The following is a 19,458-nucleotide window of genomic DNA, read 5'->3' on the forward strand; positions in this document are numbered from 1 at the left end:
AGATAATGTTTTTGACAGAAGAAAAGCTGATCCGGCGTCAGACGGAGATTGGAAAGTACAGATACCGCAGGCTGCTGGAGATTGAAGAACTGGAATTCGCAGAGGATGAAGACGGGGCTAACGGTGTGTATCCGGAGGCTGTCACCTTTGATGGCAAGATCAAGCTGCAGGAGCACTGGCGCGGGCGTGACCGTTATGTCTGGTTGCGTACGGTGGTCGAGATGCCTATAAGTAAACCGGGCTTCAAAATAGCCGGAAGATTTGATTTTGGCAAGTCGGGGAGCTTCAATAACTCCGGGTTTGAATCCCTGCTGTTTGTGAACGGGGAGCCTTATCAGGGTGTGGATAACAACCACAGGGAGGTTATCTTTGGGCCGGAGCTAAGCGGGCAGACCGTGGAGCTGGTTTTCCGGCTGTGGTCAGGCCTTGAGGGCGGAGGCCCTGCGGTTATTCAGGATCACCGGATTAGCGAGGCGATGATTGGTTACCTGGATGAAACGATTGATGATCTGTGCTATCTGTCGCAGGCGGCGCTGGACACGTACCGGTATCTGGGCAGTGACCAGCCGGAGAAGCAATGGCTCAAAAAAGCACTGAACGACGCCTTCCGTGAAATTGACTGGTCTGAACCTGGTTCAGAGGCCCATGAAATGTCGCTGTACCGTGCCGGGGCCAGCTTGAACCATGCTGTGGATGCTATGCCCAAAACCTTTGATGTGACGGTTACAGCCGTTGGCCATACCCATATTGATGTTGCATGGCTGTGGCAGCTCAAGCATACACGGGAGAAAATAGCCCGGTCCTTCTCTACCGTACTGCGGTTGATGGAGGAGTTCCCGGAATATCAGTTCCTGCAGACACAGCCGCAACTATACGACTATCTGAAACGTGATTACCCTGAACTGTTCGGGAAGATTTCAGACAAAATCAAGGAAGGCCGCTGGGAAGCTGAAGGAGCCATGTGGCTGGAGTCGGATTGTAACATCCCGTCCGGTGAATCACTGGTCCGCCAGATTGTGGCGGGCAAACGCTACTTCCGGGAAGAGTTCGGCATCGAGAGCAAGTATTTGTGGCTGCCGGATGTATTCGGATACAGCTGGGCTTTGCCGCAGATTTTACGCAAGTCGGGGATTTCGACCTTCATGACAACCAAAATTAGCTGGAACCAGTTCAACCGGATGCCGCATGATACGTTCTGGTGGCGCGGGCTGGACGGTTCCGAAATATTGACGCACTTCATTACCACCTCGGAGAAGAACGGAGATGCGTACACATACAACGGCCGGATGACAGCCGCAATGCTGCGCGGGATCTGGAATTCGTATCAGGACAAGGAGATCAATGATAATCTGCTGTTCACTTATGGCTGGGGTGATGGAGGCGGCGGGCCTACACGGGAAATGCTGGAGCTTCGGCGGCGGTTCGATAAGCTTCCAGGGATCCCCAAGCTGGAGATGGGGAGCGCAGGAGCGTATTTTGACGGGCTGCATGAACGGATCGAAAATTCGGATGCCTATGTGCATACCTGGAATGGCGAGTTATATTTTGAATGCCACAGGGGGACATATACCTCTCAGGCCAAGAACAAAAAATACAACCGGCGGCTGGAATTGCTGCTACGGGATGCAGAGTGGCTGCATACGCTCACCAGTGTCCGGCGAGGTGATCTTGCAACCGGTTACCCTGCGGAAGAGCTCAGAGGGATATGGGAAATCCTCCTCCGCAACCAATTCCATGATATTATCCCCGGCTCATCGATTAAAGAGGTATACGAGGATAGTGACCTTGAATATGCAGAAGGAGAGGCGCGGTCGCTGGCTTTAATTAACGGCTGCGGTGAAAAGGGAGAGCGGACGGAAGGACAAGGAAGTCTTACCCTGCTGAACAGCTCCATCTGGGATCGTCCACGGTATGCTGAGTTACCGGGTGGAACAGCGAGTAATGCTGTCATCTGTGATACGGCCGGGCAACCTCTGGAGCAGCAGCGTACAGCAGACGGGGGAAGGCTTGTGTATATTCCTTCTGTACCTGCTCTTGGTACGGCTGTTCTGCAATATGGCCAGGGGGAACTGGCTATTGCCCGCTCGGAGGAAGAATCACCGCTGGCTGATGCTGCCGGCAACCGCCTGACAACACCTCTGGTTGAGGTGGCCTGGAATGACCAGGGACATTTCACCTCGATCTATGATCGCCGGAACGGCCGTGAGCTCCTGGCACCTGGAAAGCGCGGCAATGTGCTTCAGGTGTTCGAGGACAAACCGCTGGATTTTGAAGCCTGGGATATTGATATTTTCTACCAGGAGAAAATGACAGAAATCTCGCAGCTTGAAGAATGCAAGCTGATCGAGAACGGTCCGCTAAGAGCGGTCCTGCGTATGGTCTGGACGTACCATCGCTCAACCATCACCCAGAGAATCGTGTTCTACCGCGACACGGCAAGAATTGACTTCTGCACAGAGATGGACTGGCATGGCCATAATCAATTACTGAAGGCAGCGTTTCCGGTGGATATCCATGCTGTGGAAGCTACCTACGATATTCAGTTCGGCAATGTGAAACGCCCGACGCACTGGAACACGAGCTGGGATTATGCCCGTTTCGAGACGGTAGCCCACCAGTGGGCGGATCTCAGCGAAAGGGGATATGGTGTAGCCCTGCTCAATGATTGCAAATACGGCTATGACATCAAGGACGGCGTGATGCGGCTGACGTTATTGAAATCGGCGGTCCATCCTAATCCCGATCAGGATCAGGGCCAGCATGCCTTCACTTATGCGCTCTATCCGCATACCGGTGATTTTGTGGATGGCGGGGTTGTCCAGGAGGCTTGGGAATTGAATAATCCTCTGCGGTCGATTCCGGGAGAGCTGGAGGGTGAGGCCCTGTTCTCGATTGAGGGCAAACATGTGCTGGCCGATGCTATTAAACGTTCGGAGGATGGCAGCCATGTTCTGTTGCGCCTGCATGAATACGCTGGTTCCCAGACCCGGGTCCGTGTGGAGAGTGCCTATCCTATTGAATCCTGGCAGGAATGTGATCTGATAGAGGAGCCGCAGGGGGATTGGCAGGATGGTGATTTCTCTTTTCTGATCAAGCCTTATGAGATCAAGACTTTTAGAATAAATATGGGATAAGAGCAAACTGAGGAAAGATCAATATACAGCAGAAAAGGGAGCGGAGTAGAAGATGGGGAACTACCGGGTGAACAAGGACGAAATCGTTGACAAGCTGAGTCTAGTGACAAATAAACTGCTGAAGCTGGAACGGCCAGATAACGAAGCGGAGCTGCAGAACTTAGGGGCGGATGCGGGGCGGCGGGGATATTTTGCCCGTGATTTCGGGATGGAGGAATGGGACTGGCCCCAGGGAGTAGGGCTATACGGCCTTCAAAAGCTGGAACGGTATTTCGGAGACGACCGTTATAGCAGTTACGCGAAGCCATGGATGGCACGTCAACTGGAGAAGGGGCTGCCCAGCCGGAACATTAATACCACTGCCCCGCTGTTGTCACTAATGGAACTGGAGGAAGCGGAGGGGCTAAGCCTTGAATGGGTCCGGTGGTTGATGAATGGTCTGCCGCGGACGAAGGAACTTGGTTATCAGCATGTCACAACGGGAGCAAGCAAGCATGAAATTACGCTCCATGACAATGAAATTTGGATTGATACGCTGTTTATGGCTATTTTGTTCACAGCCAAAATGGGTGTGAAGTATGATAACGCCGAGTGGAGGCAAGCATCGCTGCATCAGCTGCTGCTGCATATCAAATATTTGTATGACAAAAAGACGGGGCTGTTCTTCCACGGCTGGCATTTTGGTAGCCGCCATAACTTCAGTGAGGCCTTCTGGTGCCGCGGCAACGGGTGGTTCACGCTTGGCCTGCCGGAGTACCTTGAGCTGATGCGCCCGTATCTGGACAGTGGTGTATTCACTTATCTTCAACAGATTCTGCATGCACAGGCAGAGGCGTTATTGGCCTGCCAAAGCGGGGATGGACTGTGGCATACCCTGTTAGATGACACGGGCAGCTATACCGAAACTTCAGGGTCAGCAGCCATCGCGGCGGGTATTCTGCAAGGTGTCCGCAAGGGACTGCTGCCAGAGCAGTATGCGGATCAGGCCATGGGAGCAATCCGGGCTGTCCTTGGCAAAATTGACAGGGAAGGTACGGTGCTTGGTGTATCCGGCGGTACGCCGATTGGCGCGGCTAAGGAGGATTATAAGCAGATCCTTATTGCCCCTATGGCCTATGGCCAGGCGATGGCCATCGTCGCGTTGGGAGAAGCACTGCATTACTGCTGATAGTGTTCTGCATGCAAAAATAGACGAAGAAATTTTACTTGTAGTAGTGTCATTGCTTGGAGTATACTGATTTCGGGAAGGTTAAGCGCTTACCCTTGAGGAGGATAAGCGAAAATGGTACATCCGATCGTAGTAGGAATTATCGGCGCTGGCAGAATCGGTCGCCTTCATGCAGATAATCTGCGTGTAATGCCGTCGTTTAAACTGAAATCAATTGCTGAAGCTATGGTAAGTGAGGAGCTGCTGGATTGGGCAGAAAGCCGGAACCTGGGTTCTGTATTTACAAATGGGGAAGATCTGCTGAATGACCCCGAGATTGAAGCGGTGTTCATCTGTACGCCGACGGATACCCATGCTTACTGGATTGAGCAGGCTGCCCGCGCCCACAAGAATATTTTCTGTGAGAAACCGATCAGTCTCTCTTCGGAGCAGACCAGCCGGGCTCTGCAGATTGCAGAGGAAGAAGGGGTGCTGCTTCAAGTCGGCTTCAACCGCCGGATGGACCCGAGCTTCCGCAAGCTCAAGCAGCTGGTTCAGTCCGGACAACTGGGCACCCCCCATATCGTGAAGATTACTTCGCGTGACCCGCAGCCGCCCGGTGAGGCTTATGTTCTTTCTTCCGGCGGGATGTTCATGGATATGACGATTCACGATTTTGATATGGCCCGCTACCTGATGGGTGAGGAAGTGGCTGAAGTGTATACAAGGGGCGCCAATCTGGTCGACCCAATGTTCGGGCGCTGTGGTGATGTGGACACAGCCGTCATCACGCTGACCTTTGTAAGCGGCGCCATCTGTGTGATTGATAATAGCCGGAAGGCCGTCTACGGCTATGATCAGCGGGTAGAGGTGTTCGGTTCACACGGATCAGCCACGGCAGACAACTGCCGTCCGACTACGGTGGAAGTGTCTACCGCAAGCTCTGTTACACGCGATCAGCCAGAGCATTTCTTCCTGGAGCGGTATAATCAGGCGTTCACAGATGAGGTTGCCGCGTTTGCACAGGCGATACGCTTGCAAGAGCCGCTTATTTGCAGCGGCATAGACGGCCAACAAGCGGAACGGATTGCTGAAGCCGCGAAGAAGTCGCATCTGACCGGACTTCCGGTCAAGCTGTCACACCATGCAGGAGAGAGTATGACAGCAACGAGCCAGGCATTGTAAGCGGATGCACAACCTGAAAACAGAGGAGGCCGGTGAAGATGTCTGATTTGATCATTAAGGCTGGAGCCCCCGGCAAGGATGGACTGGTGGCGGCAGTAAGCAAGGAAAGCGCCGGGTGGAAATATGTAGGTTTTGAGGTGTACCAGCTGCAGGCTGGGGATACATTGAGCCGCAGTGCAGAGGACAACGAGATCTGCCTGGTACTGCTGTCAGGCAAGGCGGATGTTAAGGTGGATGGCATAGTGTTCTCCGGCATTGGCGAGCGCATGTCTGTGTTTGAGGATCTGCCGCCGTATGCGGTGTACGTTCCAGCAGGTGCGCATTATGAAGTTACCGCCCTGACAGAGCTGGAGCTTGCCGCCTGTCTGGCACCAGGGACGGGCAAATATGCCCCAAGGCTGATATCTCCTTCAGACGCTGTGGCCGAGAACCGGGGGTATGGCAGTATGTCGCGCCGGGTGGTCAACATCCTTCCGGAGCAGAGTGAAGCCGAGAGCCTGCTGGTGGTCGAGGTGCGTACGGGCGGCGGCAACTGGTCCAGCTATCCGCCGCATAAGCATGACCAGGACAATCTGCCGGCAGAGTCCTACCTGGAAGAAACGTACTACCACCGGGTTAATCCAGCGCATGGCTTTGTGGTGCAGCGGGTATATAATGACGACCGTAGCCTGGACGAGACACTGGCCGTGGCTGACCGCAGCATCGTACTGGTCCCTGAAGGCTACCATCCGGTGTCTGCGCCGCCGGGTTATGATTCCTATTATCTTAACGTGATGGCTGGCCCCATCCGTACCTGGGTTTTCCACAATGATCCGGATCATGAGTGGTTGTTCGAGGCGCAGCCGTAACCGACAGGCGGGAATAATTATTGATGGACTGTGCAAAGAGGGGCTTCCGCAGAGCGGAGGCTCCTCTTTGTGCAGGGCGTGGTGAAAGCGCAGGGCGTGTTGAAAACACAGTGCGTGGTGAAGGTGCAGGGTGCGGTTAAGGTGTGGTGGTGGTTAGGTGCCTTGTGTGGTTAAGGTCGGGGCATGGTCAACTAATCGGCTGCGGCAGATGAGCCTGGCACCGTGTAATAGACACCGTCAGGTGAGTTCCCTATAATCAATCGTATAAGATTGCAGAAGGTAGAGGCGGGCTTACTAATTATGAAACCTACGATATATGATGTGGCACGTGAAGCGGGAGTCTCCATCGCAACCGTGTCCAAGGTGCTGAATAAGAGCGGAAGGATCAGCGACAAGACAAGACAGAAGGTTAGTCTTATTATGGAGGAGCTCAATTACCAACCGAGTATGGTAGCTTCTGCGCTGACGAGTCGCCGGACAGGAACGATAGGGCTGATGATACCGGATATTGCCAATCCTTTTTTTGCCGAGGCTGCCCGCGGTATTGAGGATTACTCCCAGGGGCAGGGGAGCGACTTGATCGTCTGCAGTACGGACCGGGACGATGACAAGGCAGCAAGGTATATCTCGCTGCTCCTGCGCAAACGGGTCGATGGTCTGATCATCGCTTCTCACATCGGTAATCCGGACATGATCCGCCGTCTGCTGGCCGATCATGTGCCGCTTGTGCTGTTCTCGGCGGATATCCGTATGATGGAGAGTAACTCTGTCACGGTAGATGACTATAAGGGCGGCTATCAGGCAACGGAATATTTGTTGTCTCTGGGACACCGCAAGCTGGGGATCATCTCCGACAATCTGCCGGGGAGTAAACTGCGTGCGGAGGGTTTCCTGGATGCGCTGAAGGCAGCGGGTGTCCCCTTTGAGAATCCGGCTAATATTACACATACTTCGGCTACACTGGAGAATGGCCGGAAAGCAGCTGCAGCAATGCTGGGCCAGGCTGAGGAGGAGCGGCCGACAGCAGTGTTCGCCTGCAACGATCTGCTCGCAATCGGGGTGTTGAAAGAGGCTCGCGGTTTGGGGTTGTCCATTCCCCGCGACCTGTCTGTTGTGGGCTTTGACAATACCATGCTGGCTGAGATTTGCCATCCCTCGTTGACCAGTGTTGCCCAGCCCCTGCGTGAGATGACAGAGCAGGCGATGATCCTGCTGAACCAGTCCATCGACAATCCGGACAGCCCCAAGCGTAAAATTATGCTGATGCCGGAGCTGGTCATCCGTCATTCCACAGGGCCGGCGCCTGTTAAGAAGCAATAAAAGCTAGGTTGCGCCCGAAGTCAGGCGTTCGGAGTCAGTTCCACACATTATGCAGGCTTGTTCACCGCTAGGAAGCGGAGAACAGGCTTTTTTTGTTCCTTTGCAGGCAAGCGGGAACGCAGAATCAGCGGGCTGAAGGGAAGTAGCAGGAGAGTGTTGGAGTAGCATAGAAGTGCAAAGGAGTAATAGAGGAGTAGCAGGGATGGTAAAGAACCAGGAGTCGTCGGGGGGAATAGTTGGAAAAAGGAAACTTAATTCAAGCCAAATTAGCTTAAAGGGTGCAAATGGGTCGAATTAGAGATACCTTTTCCACCTAATGCTTGCTGGGTGGGAGAATTGAAAGATTTAAGTTCACTTTTTCCACTTGAGTTGCACTCTTCTGCTCATGACTCAACATTAGTGTATAGCCAAATGAGGCCGGTACGATTCCACGACGTGACCAGTGGACTAAAGAACAACGAACAACGAATTCGTGGAAACGCTTCAAATTTAGGATTGCCAAACCAACACTTCTAAATTATACTTAAGTAGAAAATTAGGTTAAGCGCTTACCCTTCCCCAACCCCTCAATCATTGAGTTTCAAAAAATGCTGGAATTTAATCGGATTTTTTTCATTTCATACTTTTCATTTCATTCTTTTCATTGTACTAAAGGCGAGCTCATGCAACCCAATACAGGCCAGATTCTACTCATGTATTCTTTCACTGAAGTTTTTTCAAGGAGGCGCCACTATGAACGGTTTACAGTTCGATCCCGACCGGCCGCTGGATTTAATTGCTGTCGGTAGGCTTTGTATTGACCTCAATGCCAATGAAACCGGAAGACCCATGGAAGAGACACTCACGTTCACCAAGTATGTCGGCGGCTCCCCGGCCAACATCGTGATTGGCACGGCGCGGCTGGGCATGCGTACGGGCTTTGTCGGCAAGATTGCCGATGACCAGATGGGCCGCTTTATCCGGACCTATCTGCAGAACAACGGAATTGACGACAGCCAGGTGACGGTTGACCGGACCGGAGCAGTGACCGGGCTTGCTTTTACGGAGATTAAGAGTCCGCAAGAGTGCAGTATTCTCATGTACCGCGACCATGTGGCAGATTTGCTGCTGAATACGGAGGAAATTTCGGAAGATTACATCCGGAGCTCCAAGGCGCTGCTGATCTCAGGTACCGCACTTGCACAGAGCCCCTCCCGCGAGGCGGTGTTTCTGGCGCTGGAATTTGCCCGTAAGCATAATGTCACTACATTCTTTGATCTGGATTACCGCCCTTACACATGGAAATCTGCCGCAGAGACGGCTGTCTACTATAATCTGGCTGCTGAGAAATGTGACTGCATCATCGGTACCCGTGAGGAATTCGACAGTATGGAGAACCTCTACAATGAGAAAGGCGCAGACGATGAGGCAACGGCCAGCCGCTGGTTCTCGCACCGGGCGAAGCTGGTTGTCATCAAGCATGGCGGAAGCGGATCTATCTCTTACACGGCTGATGGGGGGAAACACCGGAGCGGTATTTTTCCCGCTAAGGTATTAAAGACGTTTGGAGCTGGAGATTCATATGCTTCAGCCTTCATCCACAGTCTTATGCGGGGAGATACCGTCAGCGAGGCCATGCGCCGCGGCAGTGCGTCTGCATCCATCGTCATCTCCCGGCACAGCTGCTCGGACGCCATGCCAACCCTGGACGAATTGGAAGCGTTCTTACGTACCCATGAGGAAGTGGGTTCGGGCGTAGAGTAAGGGAGAGCACATATTCAAGTCATCATCTCGAAGCAAACATACTAGCAGGAACAGAACATCAGAGCCGAAGGAGTGAAGAAGTTGGAACAGCAAACCGCGCAAGTACTGAACAACTATATAGACGGGCAATGGGTAGCGGCAGATACGAAACAGATAGAGACGGTGTATAATCCGGCTTCTGGTGAAGAATTGGCCAGAGTTCCGCTGTCCGGAAGAGCAGACCTGGACCGCGCTGTAGCTGCGGCGAAGAAGGCTTTTGAAGGATGGTCCGCAACTCCGGTGCCGCGCAGAGCGCGAATATTGTTCAAATACCAGCAGCTTTTGGTAGAGAATTGGGATGAACTCGCAAAGACGATTACGCTGGAGAATGGAAAAAGCTTCAAAGAAGCGTACGGCGAGGTGCAGCGCGGGATTGAGTGTGTGGAGTTCGCTACTGGTGTCCCGACGCTGATGATGGGCCGGCAGCTGCCGGATATTGCAACAGGAATCGAGTCCGGGATGTACCGCTACCCCATCGGTGTGGTGGGCGGCATTACACCGTTTAATTTCCCGATGATGGTGCCCTGCTGGATGTTCCCGCTTGCCATCGCCTGTGGCAATACCTTTGTGCTGAAGCCCTCTGAACGCACACCGCTGCTGGCGGCGCGTCTTGCAGAACTGCTGGAGGAAGCTGGACTGCCAAAGGGTGTATTCAATCTGGTTAACGGTGCGCATGATGTCGTAAATGGCCTGCTGGAGCATCCTGATGTCAAAGCGATTTCCTTTGTGGGCTCGCAGCCGGTGGCGGAATATGTATTCAAGAAGGGTACTGCACATTTGAAAAGAGTACAGGCGCTGGCAGGCGCAAAGAATCATTCCATCGTACTGGCGGATGCGAATCTTGAGGCTTCGGCTAACCAGATTGTTAACGCAGCCTTCGGCTCTGCCGGAGAACGCTGTATGGCTTGCTCCGTGGTAACGGTGCAGGAAGAGGTGGCGGATGAGCTGATCTCCATCCTGCTGCGTGAATGTGACTTGATGAAGATAGGTAATGGAATGGATGACGGCACGTTTCTTGGGCCGGTGATCCGTCAGGGCCATAAGGAGAGAACCGTCTCTTATATTGAACAAGGCGTGGAGGAGGGTGCGAAACTGCTCCGGGACGGCCGGGAGGATGCAGCCGTGCAGGAGAAGGGTTATTTTATCGGGCCCACGGTGTTTGACGGGGTGACCCGGGACATGAAAATCTGGCAGGAGGAAATCTTCGCGCCAGTATTGTCGGTGATTCGTGTCAAGGATGTGGCCGAAGCAGTTGAGATCGCCAACGCGTCGCGGTTTGCCAACGGAGCTTGTATTTTTACGAATGACGGCGGGAAAGTGCGTTATTTCCGGGAACATATCGAGTCTGGCATGTTAGGTGTTAATGTCGGGGTACCGGCACCCATGGCTTTCTTCCCCTTCTCCGGCTGGAAGGATTCCTTCTATGGTGACCTTCATGCGAATGGAAGCGACGGAGTTGAATTCTATACACGCAAAAAAGTCGTCACTGCCCGCTGGCAGTAGAAGGGACGAAAGGAGGGATTCCTATGGAACGAATCAGATTAACGACAGCGCAAGCACTGGTGAAATTCCTGGACCAGCAATATGTGGACTTTGGCAGCGGGCCGGAGCGTTTCATACACGGGATATTCACCGTCTTCGGTCACGGTAATGTACTCGGCTTGGGGCAGGCGCTGCAGGAAGCACCCGGCGGACTGACCGTCTACCAGGGAAGAAACGAGCAGGGGATGGTTCATGCAGCAACTGCTTTCGCCAAGCAGAGCCGCAGACGGCGGATCATGGCCTGTACTGCTTCAGTAGGTCCTGGCTCGGCCAATATGCTGACTGCTGCCGCCACTGCGACAGCGAACCAGATTCCCGTTCTGTTGCTGCCTGGCGATACATTTGCTACCCGGCAGCCTGATCCGGTACTGCAGCAGATGGAACATACTCATAATCTCTCCATCACGGTCAACGATGCCTTTAAGGCCGTGAGCAAATATTGGGACCGGATCTGCCGGCCGGAACAGCTAATGACAGCACTGCTGAACGCGATGCGTGTACTGACGGATCAGGCTGACACCGGAGCAGTTACGATTGCGCTTCCGCAGGATGTGCAGGCTGAGGCTTGGGACTACCCGCTTGATTTCTTCCGTGAGCGTATTCACCGGGTCATTCCCCGCCTTCCTCATCCGGAAGAGGTTGCGGCGGCGGCAGATCTGATTGCCAGTAAACAAAGACCTCTCCTGGTCTGCGGAGGCGGGGTAAGATATGCGGATGCCGGACAGGAACTACGTGATTTCGCGGAAAAATTTGCGATCCCGTTCGGGGAAACACAAGCTGGAAAAAGTGCCGTGGAGAGCGATTGTGCCTATAATCTGGGCGGTATCGGCGTTACCGGCAACGGCTGCGCCAATGCCCTGGCTGCAAAAGCAGATCTGGTGATCGGTATAGGAACCCGGTTTACAGATTTCACCACAGGTTCAAAAAGTCTGTTCGCACATCCCGGGGTGGAATTTCTGACACTTAACGCTTCCCCTTATCATGCTGCCAAGCTGGATGCACTCGCGGTGGTCTGTGATGCAGCTGAAGGTCTGACTGCACTTTCTGCAGCTTTGGAGGAACGCGGCTACCGTTCCGCGTATACGGATGAGATCGCGTCCGCTAAAGAGGCATGGGAAGTAGAGCGGAATCGTCTGGTTGGCATAGAGTATACCCGGAATGAAGACACAGACAGCCTTGAAGGTTCCTTCGTACCTGAGATTGCCGGCCAGCTGGATGAGTTGCTCCCTGAGTATGCAGCGAAGCTGGAGACTTCACTTACGCAAACACGGGTGCTTGGGATCATTAATGAATGTATTCCCAAAGACGCTATTGTCATTGGAGCCGCAGGTAGCCTGCCTGGCGATATGCAGCGGATGTGGCATGCTGCGGTCCCGGATACTTACCATATGGAATACGGATTCTCATGCATGGGGTATGAAATCTCCGGCGCACTGGGTGTGAAGCTGGCGGAACCAGACCGGGAGGTGTACGCACTGGTAGGTGACGGCAGCTACCAAATGCTGCATTCGGAGCTGGTGACAAGTCTTCAGGAGAACAAGAAAATCAATATTATTCTGTTCGACAATGCGGGCTTCGGCTGTATTAACAATCTGCAGATGGAACAAGGCCTGGACAGTATGGGCACTGAGTTCCGCCACCGTGGCCCGGACGGCCGCTTAAGCGGTGAATTGATGCAGATTGACTATGCAGCCAGTGCAGCAGGCTATGGTGTCAAGACCTTCCGTGCGGCAACGGCTGAGCAGCTGCGCAGCGCCCTGGAGGAAGCCGGGAAACAGGAGCGGTCCACGCTGATCGACATCAAGGTGCTGCCAAAGACCATGACCCATGGCTACGGCGCCTGGTGGCATGTCGGGGTACCGGAAGTGTCCGGCAGCGAAGCGGTGCAGTCGGCCTACGAGCAGAATCGCAGACAACTGGATAAAGTGCGCAGCTACTGAAAGAGCCTAAGCCCTGTATATTCCTGATACCTCCTGAAAGTAATGAAAGAATCATACGGCGGGCCTACACCCGTCCTATTACGGATAACGGAAGGGATAGACGCGATGATGTTCAAAGAACATACAGTGAAGCTGGGGATTGCCCCCATTGCCTGGACCAATGATGACATGCCTGAGCTCGGACGGGATAATACCTTTGAGCAGTGCATTAGTGAGATGGCACTTGCGGGGTTTCAGGGAAGCGAGGTGGGCAACAAATATCCTCGCGACCCGGAGCGGCTGCATCGGGCGCTTGCGCTCCGTGGACTTCAGATCGCCAGTGCCTGGTTCAGTGCGTATCTGACGGTGCGTCCATATGAGGAGACGGCTGCAGCCTTTTGTGCACACCGTGACTTTTTGCATGAGATGGGGGCCAAGGTGATCGTTGTCTCCGAACAGGGACGGAGTATTCAGGGGCAGATGGATACGCCATTGTTTGCTGCTAAGCCTGTATTCACAGAAACGGAATGGTCACTACTCGCGGAGGGGCTAGGCCGTCTGGGACGTCTCGCGGCTGAGAAGGATATGACACTTGTGTATCACCATCATATGGGGACCGGAGTGCAGACCGCGATTGAAATCGCCAGGCTGATGGAGCTAACGGAGCCGAATGAGGTATCCCTGCTGTTCGATACCGGGCATTTAGCCTTCGCCGGAGAGAATCCGCTGGAGGTGCTGCGTTTTCATTTACCCCGGATTAAACATGTACACTTGAAGGATATCCGGCCCGGAATTGTCGAGCGTGTCAAACAGGAGGAGCTCAGCTTTCTGCAGGCGGTAAAAGAAGGTGCGTTCACCGTGCCAGGCGATGGCTGCATCGCGTTTGCAGAGATTTTCGCCGAATTGGACCGTTCCGGTTATTCGGGATGGTTCGTGGTGGAGGCAGAGCAGGACCCGGCACTTGCTGATCCTCTGGAATATGCGGTGAAGGCACGACGTTATATTAGGGAAGTCAGCGGTTTATAAAGCATAAAGAGCGAGAAGTTCCCGCTTGGCAGGTGCTTGGGCGGATATGAATGCGGGGTTGCACGGTCCAGTGCACTCCGCCTTTTTGATTGTTTTATAGCAAAAAGATAGGACGGGGATTTCCGGATACAGCAATACGGACTCTCTGGGTCATTCCTGTATTTACCATGTCCCACAGGATTGGCCGGGTCTACACAGCATGTGCTATAATGGCAGAAATTCAAACAAAACTCGTTATTGAATGCGCTTCCAATTATTGGGGCTGAGTATATATTAGTGACTGAAACACGGCCTATATTCATAGGGCTGTTTAGAGGGGGTTATCCATTGTTCCGTACCTGGTATCGCCGGTTGCTGCTGTCGTACTTTCCTATTTTTCTGCTTACGGTGACCATACTTATTTTCGCCTCCTTTGTTTTTATTAATGATATTTCACGCATGGAGACCCAGAAAGCAGACCGTATCGCTGCCAACTATCTCGTGGATAATGTAGAGCGGACCATCAAGGAAGTTGAGCTGTCGGTGCTCGAATCTGCTGAACGCAGTGATGCTTACAAACGCTACTTCAACAGTGAGGGCCAGGCGGATACCGGGGCAATCTATGCGGTGGCCCAGAACCTGCGCATCCTGACAGATGAATCATCTTACATTCAATCCATTTATTTATATGACAAGAAAAATGAAAGCGTTATTACAGAAACTGGGTTAAAGAATCTGACAGGATTCATAGATGAAGACTGGATTCGCCGCGTGACCTCCGGAACGGTGAAGGAGGGGTGGCAGCCCGTCAGGGAATATAAGGATGAGTTCGTTCAGCGCACGAGTGTGCGTGTGCTTACTATAAATAAAGGAATGCCGCTGCCCTTTGGCTCGGAGGGTCTGCTGGTCATTAATATCAAAATGAGTGGAATTGAACAGATTGTAGACAGTATGGTTAACGAGCAATTGTCTTTCCTTACGATCTATGGAAGCGATGGACAGTTGTTGTACCAAGCACATTCAGACAGTGAAGGAGCCAAGAACGGCAAGCTGCTGAACACTCTTCATATGGAGAACACGGGATGGAAATTCTCTAGCGGGATCAAGGCGGGTAATCTGTTCAGCTGGGTTTCTGTGATCTCCTATCTCTGGGTAGCGATTGCGTTCGGAACAGTGGTATGCGCGGTTCTATATCTGATCTATGTTACCCGGCGCAACTATAAGCCGATTCAGGTGATCATGAACCGGATTGAAGGACATCAGATCCGGACGATGGATCAATCCGCTTCAAAGCCGGATGAAATGATGCTCATTGACGGAGTGCTCGAAGATCTGATCAACCATATGACGGATTATGATAAAAAGAGCAGAGAAAATCTGCTGCTGCAGCGGAGCAAGCTATTCACCGATCTGCTGCACAGTGAGCGGCTGGACAATGCCGTCCAGCGGATGGAGGAGCTGTCACCGCTCTCTGGTGCGGATTCTTCTTCCCGTTTCACAGTGGTACTCAGCGAAATTAACCGCTATGAGAAGGTTTTTCAGGATCGATATACCCGGGGCGACCAGAACACGCTGAAGTTTGCCTTGATGAATGTTTTTCAGGAATTGGCGCGTGGTGCAGATTTGCAGGGCTGGGCGGAGTGGATCAGCACTGACCGGGCGGCAATTCTCTTCCTGGCAACCGGAAATGATGAGGAGATGACCGAGAAAATCCGTCTGTTCGCCGAGCAATGCCGCTCCTGGGTGGAACAGAATTTGCGTATCTCGCTCAGCTTTGGGATTGGACCGGCAGTAACCGGTCCGGGTACGATCCGGGACTCCTATGTGGCAGCAGAGAATGTCATGCAGCATAAGCTTCTGATGCACGAAGATATCATTTTGGCGGAAGGTATAGATTCGCGTCAGCCCCTTCTGGAAACTTATAAATATCTGCAGATGATTGCGGAGTTCGTCAAGCAGTTTCGAATGTCGAGCGGCCAGTGGCGGCAGCGGTTGGAAGGGATATTTGAAGCATTCGAACAGGACTTTCTGCAGGACGACGATATTCGTTCCCTGATTCAGGCCATGCTGCAGATGCTGAACCGGGAAGTAGCTGTGATGTCAGAGCAACTACAGGATGAACTGTCGGCGGAGACTGCGGCGGAGCAGTTGAAGCTGCTGGAAAAGGCGGAATATATTCAAGAAGTGAAGGGGATTCTGTTCGAGTACTTAACCGATGTATTCCGCACCTATGTTTCTGTCAGCGAGACCAAAAGTTACAAAGCGATGGTCAATGAGATGAAGAAATATATAGAAGAGAATTTTGCCAATCCGGATCTTTCCCTGAAGCATTTAAGCGACCGGTTTCAGATATCCGGGAAATATGGCAGTTATCTTTTTAAAATGGAATTCGATATGAAGTTTGTTGATTTCCTTACGCAGCTGCGGATGGAGGAAGCTGAAAAGCTGCTGCTGGAGACGGAATGTTCATTGCAGGATATAGCACTTAAGGTGGGGTATGCGAATGCGATCACCTTCGGGAGGGTATTCAAGCGGGTGATTGGAATTACGCCAGGTGATTACCGCTCTTTGAAGCGTGGACACAAAGCCACAAACACTTGAATGGTAAGCCGTATTCGTTGTACCGATGAAAGGTGAACAGCCCGGACCGGAATATGCCTGCAACCTTTGTGAAGAAGGGTGCAAGCGGTGTTCCGGTCTTTATTTTCAGAAACCTTGAAAGCGCTTTATTACACGAAAATAGTTGTTTGGATAAACAGGAAGGCCGAATTCACGGCAAAGTGCAGTTCCGAAACGGGTTTATTGTCAAAGCGGTGAAGCCTGTGAAATACTGTGGGCATCCCAAACAACAGGCGGCAAGGCAGAGCGCGATAATATGCGAAGCGATTCCGCTTAAGGGATATTATTGGATCAAGGCTTGGGGGAACATAAAGTCACCATTACGGCCTGCAGAGGCGAAGGAGATGGAAAGATGACAGTGAACACAAACCAGGGATTTTGGAAAAAGGCAACGGGGATTACCTTAACCGCAGTAATGGGGGCTACCCTGCTGGCGGGATGCTCGTCCGATTCTAAGGAGAATGCAGCAAACGGAGCGACAGCAACGGAGGGAAGCAGCGCTAAGCGCGTTACCTTAAAGGTGGAAGTGTTCGACCGGGGCAACAGCCCGGCACCTCAAACTATTACTAACAACTATTTATCCAAGCTGGTTCAAGAAAGATTTGGTGATCCGAACAACATTGATGTTCAATATGTACCGATTCAGCGCTCTGAGGAAGTCACGAAGCTGAACGTGCTGATGGCGAGTGACAGTGATGTACCCGATATCGTATTTACGTATGACTCGAGTGTATTTTACCGCTATGCCCAGCAGGGCGGTCTGACGGATGTCGGCAAACTGCTCGATGAATATGGTCCAAACCTGAAGAAGTTTATTGGCGACGAAACGCTGGCATTCGGTCAGCTGGACGGCAAGCAGTTCTCCATTCCGGGTAAGCGTGCCATCACGGGCCGTTACAGCTCCTACATCCGTCAGGATTGGCTGGATAAACTGGGGTTGCCTGTTCCAAAGACGACGGATGAGCTGTACACTACTTTGAAAGCGTTTAAAGAGAAGGACCCGGGCAAACTTGGCAGCAAAAACATCCCAATGGGTATGGCACTTGCTCCGGCCCAGTTTGAAACATTGATCTATTCCTTCATTAAGCCAATCAGTGGCGATCTGACTTACAGCCAGCGGTACGAGCTTCCACTCCATGAGGGCTTCAAGGATGCAATGCAGTTTATGAACAAGCTCTATAACGAAGGGCTGATCAGCAAGGACTTCGGTCTGGATAAAGATAAAACGCAATTGGCCAAAGATATTCAGAACGGCAATACCGGCTACTGGTCGGAAGATGTGGATGCGCAGTTCTACAAGGACGGCACCATGGATAACCTCTACAAAAATGTACCGGGAAGCAAGGTCACTCCGGTAGATGTATATACCAACGCCAAAGTTGACAACAAGTATATTAAATCCCGCTATGCTTCTAACGGTATGTACATCATGATTCCTAAGAGCAGCAAGCGCGCCGTGGAAGCAGTTAAATACCTGGACTGGATGTCTACAGGCACCAACCTCAACGATATATACAACGGGGTTGAAGGTGAAAACTATGATATGGTGGACGGCATTCCGGTGGTCAAGGAAAATGTCTCTCAAGAATTTGCCGATCGCCTGTTCAATGGCGGCGACATGGCTATCATCTCCAACGGTAAGAACCTCGGTGATCAGGCAACCAATGAAAAAGCATGGGTGATGGGCTTCCCGAAAAACAACCAGGAATTGTTGAAGCAGTCAATCACTATCGCTAACACGGACACCGTAGGCCCAATTGTGTTCGGCAAACCGATTGAAGCGGAAGCACAATATGGCACCACACTCACCGATAAGCTCGATGTAATTATTGTAAAATCAACGATGGCTAAACCGGATCAATTTGAATCCGTGTATGAGCAGGAAATGAAGGATTTCATGTCCTTGGGCGGAACGAAGCTGAAGGCAGAACTGGAGCAGGCTGTGAAGGAACTTCCTGCTAAATAGACAAATACAAAGGTGAAAGCTGGGGGGAGAGGAGTGCCGCTCCACCCCGGTTTTTCTCCATAGGAGGAAACCCCATTGAGCAAAGCGTCATATTTAAGACGGTATTGGCAACTATATGCGCTGCTTGCACTGCCGATTGCCTATTTTGTGATCTTTCGCTACGGTCCGATGTATGGTGTGCAGATTGCGTTCAAAGATTTCAACCTGTTTCAGGGCATCGGAGGCAGTGAATGGATAGGATTGGACGCCTTCCGCGAAGTTTTTGGCATGAGAGAGTTCTATACTACCCTTCGCAATACCTTTATGCTGAATTTTCTTGATTTGCTTGTCTCTTTCCCGGCTCCGATCCTGCTGGCTATTATGCTGTATGAGATCCGGTCGGTATGGTTCAAAAAAATATCACAGACCCTTCTGTATATTCCCCACTTTATTTCCTGGGTGATCATCGGGGGGATCGTATACCAATTGTTCGGCAACCAGTCCGGGATGGTGAACGAGGTTCTTGTAAGCCTGGGGCTGAACCCTGTACCGTTTCTAACAGAAAAAAACCCGTGGCTCATCACCTATCTCTTCACAGGGGTGTGGCAAAGCGCCGGCTGGGGAACCATTCTATATCTGGCGGCATTAACGGGTGTCAACAGGGAGCTATTTGAAGCAGCTGAAGTGGATGGCGCGACAAGACTTAAGAAGATCCGTTACATTACGCTTCCGAGCATCAAGCCAACCATCGTCACCCTGCTTATCCTCAACCTCGGGAAAATGGTCAGCATCGGCTTTGACCGCCCCTACGTTATCGGGAATACAACAGTCCGTGAATACTCTGATGTGCTTAGCACCTTCGTGTACCGGATTGGTCTGGAATCCGGCCAATATACGCAGGCTACTGTAATTGGATTGTTCCAGGCTGTGGTAGGGCTGGTGTTCATTCTGGGCTCCAACTATATTTCGAAAAAAACGACCGGCGACGGCATTATATGATAAGGAAGGAGGC

General features: G+C 52.2%; 13 protein-coding genes. All 13 read left to right on the forward strand.

Annotated features, from left to right (window positions below):
- Nucleotides 1-5 precede the first annotated feature (5 nt).
- The 13 genes from ACAN54_RS17050 to ACAN54_RS17110 all read left to right on the forward strand — a co-directional run bounded on the left by ACAN54_RS17050 (nucleotide 6) and on the right by ACAN54_RS17110 (nucleotide 19,445).
- Nucleotides 6-3,134 carry an alpha-mannosidase gene (locus ACAN54_RS17050; RefSeq protein ID WP_379157626.1) on the forward strand — a complete coding sequence of 1,043 codons (3,129 nt, stop codon included), beginning with the start codon at nucleotides 6-8 and terminating at the stop codon, nucleotides 3,132-3,134.
- 52 nt (nucleotides 3,135-3,186) lie between these two features.
- A complete protein-coding gene (locus ACAN54_RS17055; protein ID WP_379157629.1) occupies nucleotides 3,187-4,302 on the forward strand; it encodes a glycoside hydrolase family 88/105 protein in 1,116 nt (371 codons plus the stop codon).
- A gap of 114 nt (nucleotides 4,303-4,416) precedes the next feature.
- A complete protein-coding gene (gene iolG / locus ACAN54_RS17060) occupies nucleotides 4,417-5,466 on the forward strand; it encodes an inositol 2-dehydrogenase (protein WP_379157632.1) in 1,050 nt (349 codons plus the stop codon).
- 38 nt (nucleotides 5,467-5,504) lie between these two features.
- Nucleotides 5,505-6,314: a 5-deoxy-glucuronate isomerase gene (iolB, locus tag ACAN54_RS17065; RefSeq protein ID WP_379157635.1), complete on the forward strand. Its 810-nt coding sequence runs from the start codon at nucleotides 5,505-5,507 to the stop codon at nucleotides 6,312-6,314.
- Between the two features lie 300 nt (nucleotides 6,315-6,614).
- Entirely contained in the window at nucleotides 6,615-7,634 is a 1,020-nt protein-coding gene (locus ACAN54_RS17070; protein ID WP_379157638.1) for a LacI family DNA-binding transcriptional regulator, read from the forward strand.
- Nucleotides 7,635-8,366: 732 nt separating this feature from the next.
- On the forward strand, nucleotides 8,367-9,377 hold the full coding sequence (gene iolC, locus ACAN54_RS17075; RefSeq protein ID WP_379157641.1) for a 5-dehydro-2-deoxygluconokinase: 1,011 nt from the start codon (nucleotides 8,367-8,369) through the stop codon (nucleotides 9,375-9,377).
- A gap of 81 nt (nucleotides 9,378-9,458) precedes the next feature.
- Nucleotides 9,459-10,919 carry a CoA-acylating methylmalonate-semialdehyde dehydrogenase gene (locus ACAN54_RS17080; RefSeq protein ID WP_379157644.1) on the forward strand — a complete coding sequence of 487 codons (1,461 nt, stop codon included), beginning with the start codon at nucleotides 9,459-9,461 and terminating at the stop codon, nucleotides 10,917-10,919.
- Nucleotides 10,920-10,942: 23 nt separating this feature from the next.
- The gene (gene iolD, locus ACAN54_RS17085) at nucleotides 10,943-12,898 is read left to right on the forward strand and encodes a 3D-(3,5/4)-trihydroxycyclohexane-1,2-dione acylhydrolase (decyclizing) (protein ID WP_379157647.1); all 1,956 of its coding nucleotides are present in this window, start codon (nucleotides 10,943-10,945) and stop codon (nucleotides 12,896-12,898) included.
- Between the two features lie 108 nt (nucleotides 12,899-13,006).
- On the forward strand, nucleotides 13,007-13,903 hold the full coding sequence (gene iolE / locus ACAN54_RS17090) for a myo-inosose-2 dehydratase (RefSeq protein WP_379158722.1): 897 nt from the start codon (nucleotides 13,007-13,009) through the stop codon (nucleotides 13,901-13,903).
- 327 nt (nucleotides 13,904-14,230) lie between these two features.
- Entirely contained in the window at nucleotides 14,231-16,483 is a 2,253-nt protein-coding gene (locus tag ACAN54_RS17095; RefSeq protein ID WP_379157650.1) for a helix-turn-helix domain-containing protein, read from the forward strand.
- A 68-nt stretch (nucleotides 16,484-16,551) separates the two neighbouring features.
- Complete coding sequence (locus tag ACAN54_RS17100; protein ID WP_379157653.1) at nucleotides 16,552-16,857, forward strand: hypothetical protein; 306 nt, start codon at nucleotides 16,552-16,554, stop codon at nucleotides 16,855-16,857.
- Nucleotides 16,854-18,467, forward strand: coding sequence for an extracellular solute-binding protein (locus ACAN54_RS17105; RefSeq protein ID WP_379157656.1), 1,614 nt, complete (start codon nucleotides 16,854-16,856; stop codon nucleotides 18,465-18,467). Before ACAN54_RS17100 ends, ACAN54_RS17105 begins: the two co-directional genes overlap by 4 nt.
- A 75-nt stretch (nucleotides 18,468-18,542) precedes the next feature.
- On the forward strand, nucleotides 18,543-19,445 hold the full coding sequence (locus ACAN54_RS17110) for an ABC transporter permease (RefSeq protein WP_379157659.1): 903 nt from the start codon (nucleotides 18,543-18,545) through the stop codon (nucleotides 19,443-19,445).
- The last annotated feature ends 13 nt before the right edge of the window (nucleotides 19,446-19,458 follow it).

The sequence above is a fragment of the Paenibacillus diazotrophicus genome (assembly GCF_042610465.1).

What these genes read in the sequence shown, in the direction of transcription:
- ACAN54_RS17070 (WP_379157638.1), top strand. Translation starts at nt 6,615, where the DNA reads ATGAAACCTACGATATATGATGTGGCACGTGAAGCGGGAGTCTCCATC.
- iolE (WP_379158722.1), top strand. Translation starts at nt 13,007, where the DNA reads ATGTTCAAAGAACATACAGTGAAGCTGGGGATTGCCCCCATTGCCTGG.
- iolG (WP_379157632.1), top strand. Translation starts at nt 4,417, where the DNA reads ATGGTACATCCGATCGTAGTAGGAATTATCGGCGCTGGCAGAATCGGT.
- iolD (WP_379157647.1), top strand. Translation starts at nt 10,943, where the DNA reads ATGGAACGAATCAGATTAACGACAGCGCAAGCACTGGTGAAATTCCTG.
- iolC (WP_379157641.1), top strand. Translation starts at nt 8,367, where the DNA reads ATGAACGGTTTACAGTTCGATCCCGACCGGCCGCTGGATTTAATTGCT.
- ACAN54_RS17105 (WP_379157656.1), top strand. Translation starts at nt 16,854, where the DNA reads ATGACAGTGAACACAAACCAGGGATTTTGGAAAAAGGCAACGGGGATT.
- ACAN54_RS17055 (WP_379157629.1), top strand. Translation starts at nt 3,187, where the DNA reads ATGGGGAACTACCGGGTGAACAAGGACGAAATCGTTGACAAGCTGAGT.
- ACAN54_RS17050 (WP_379157626.1), top strand. Translation starts at nt 6, where the DNA reads ATGTTTTTGACAGAAGAAAAGCTGATCCGGCGTCAGACGGAGATTGGA.
- iolB (WP_379157635.1), top strand. Translation starts at nt 5,505, where the DNA reads ATGTCTGATTTGATCATTAAGGCTGGAGCCCCCGGCAAGGATGGACTG.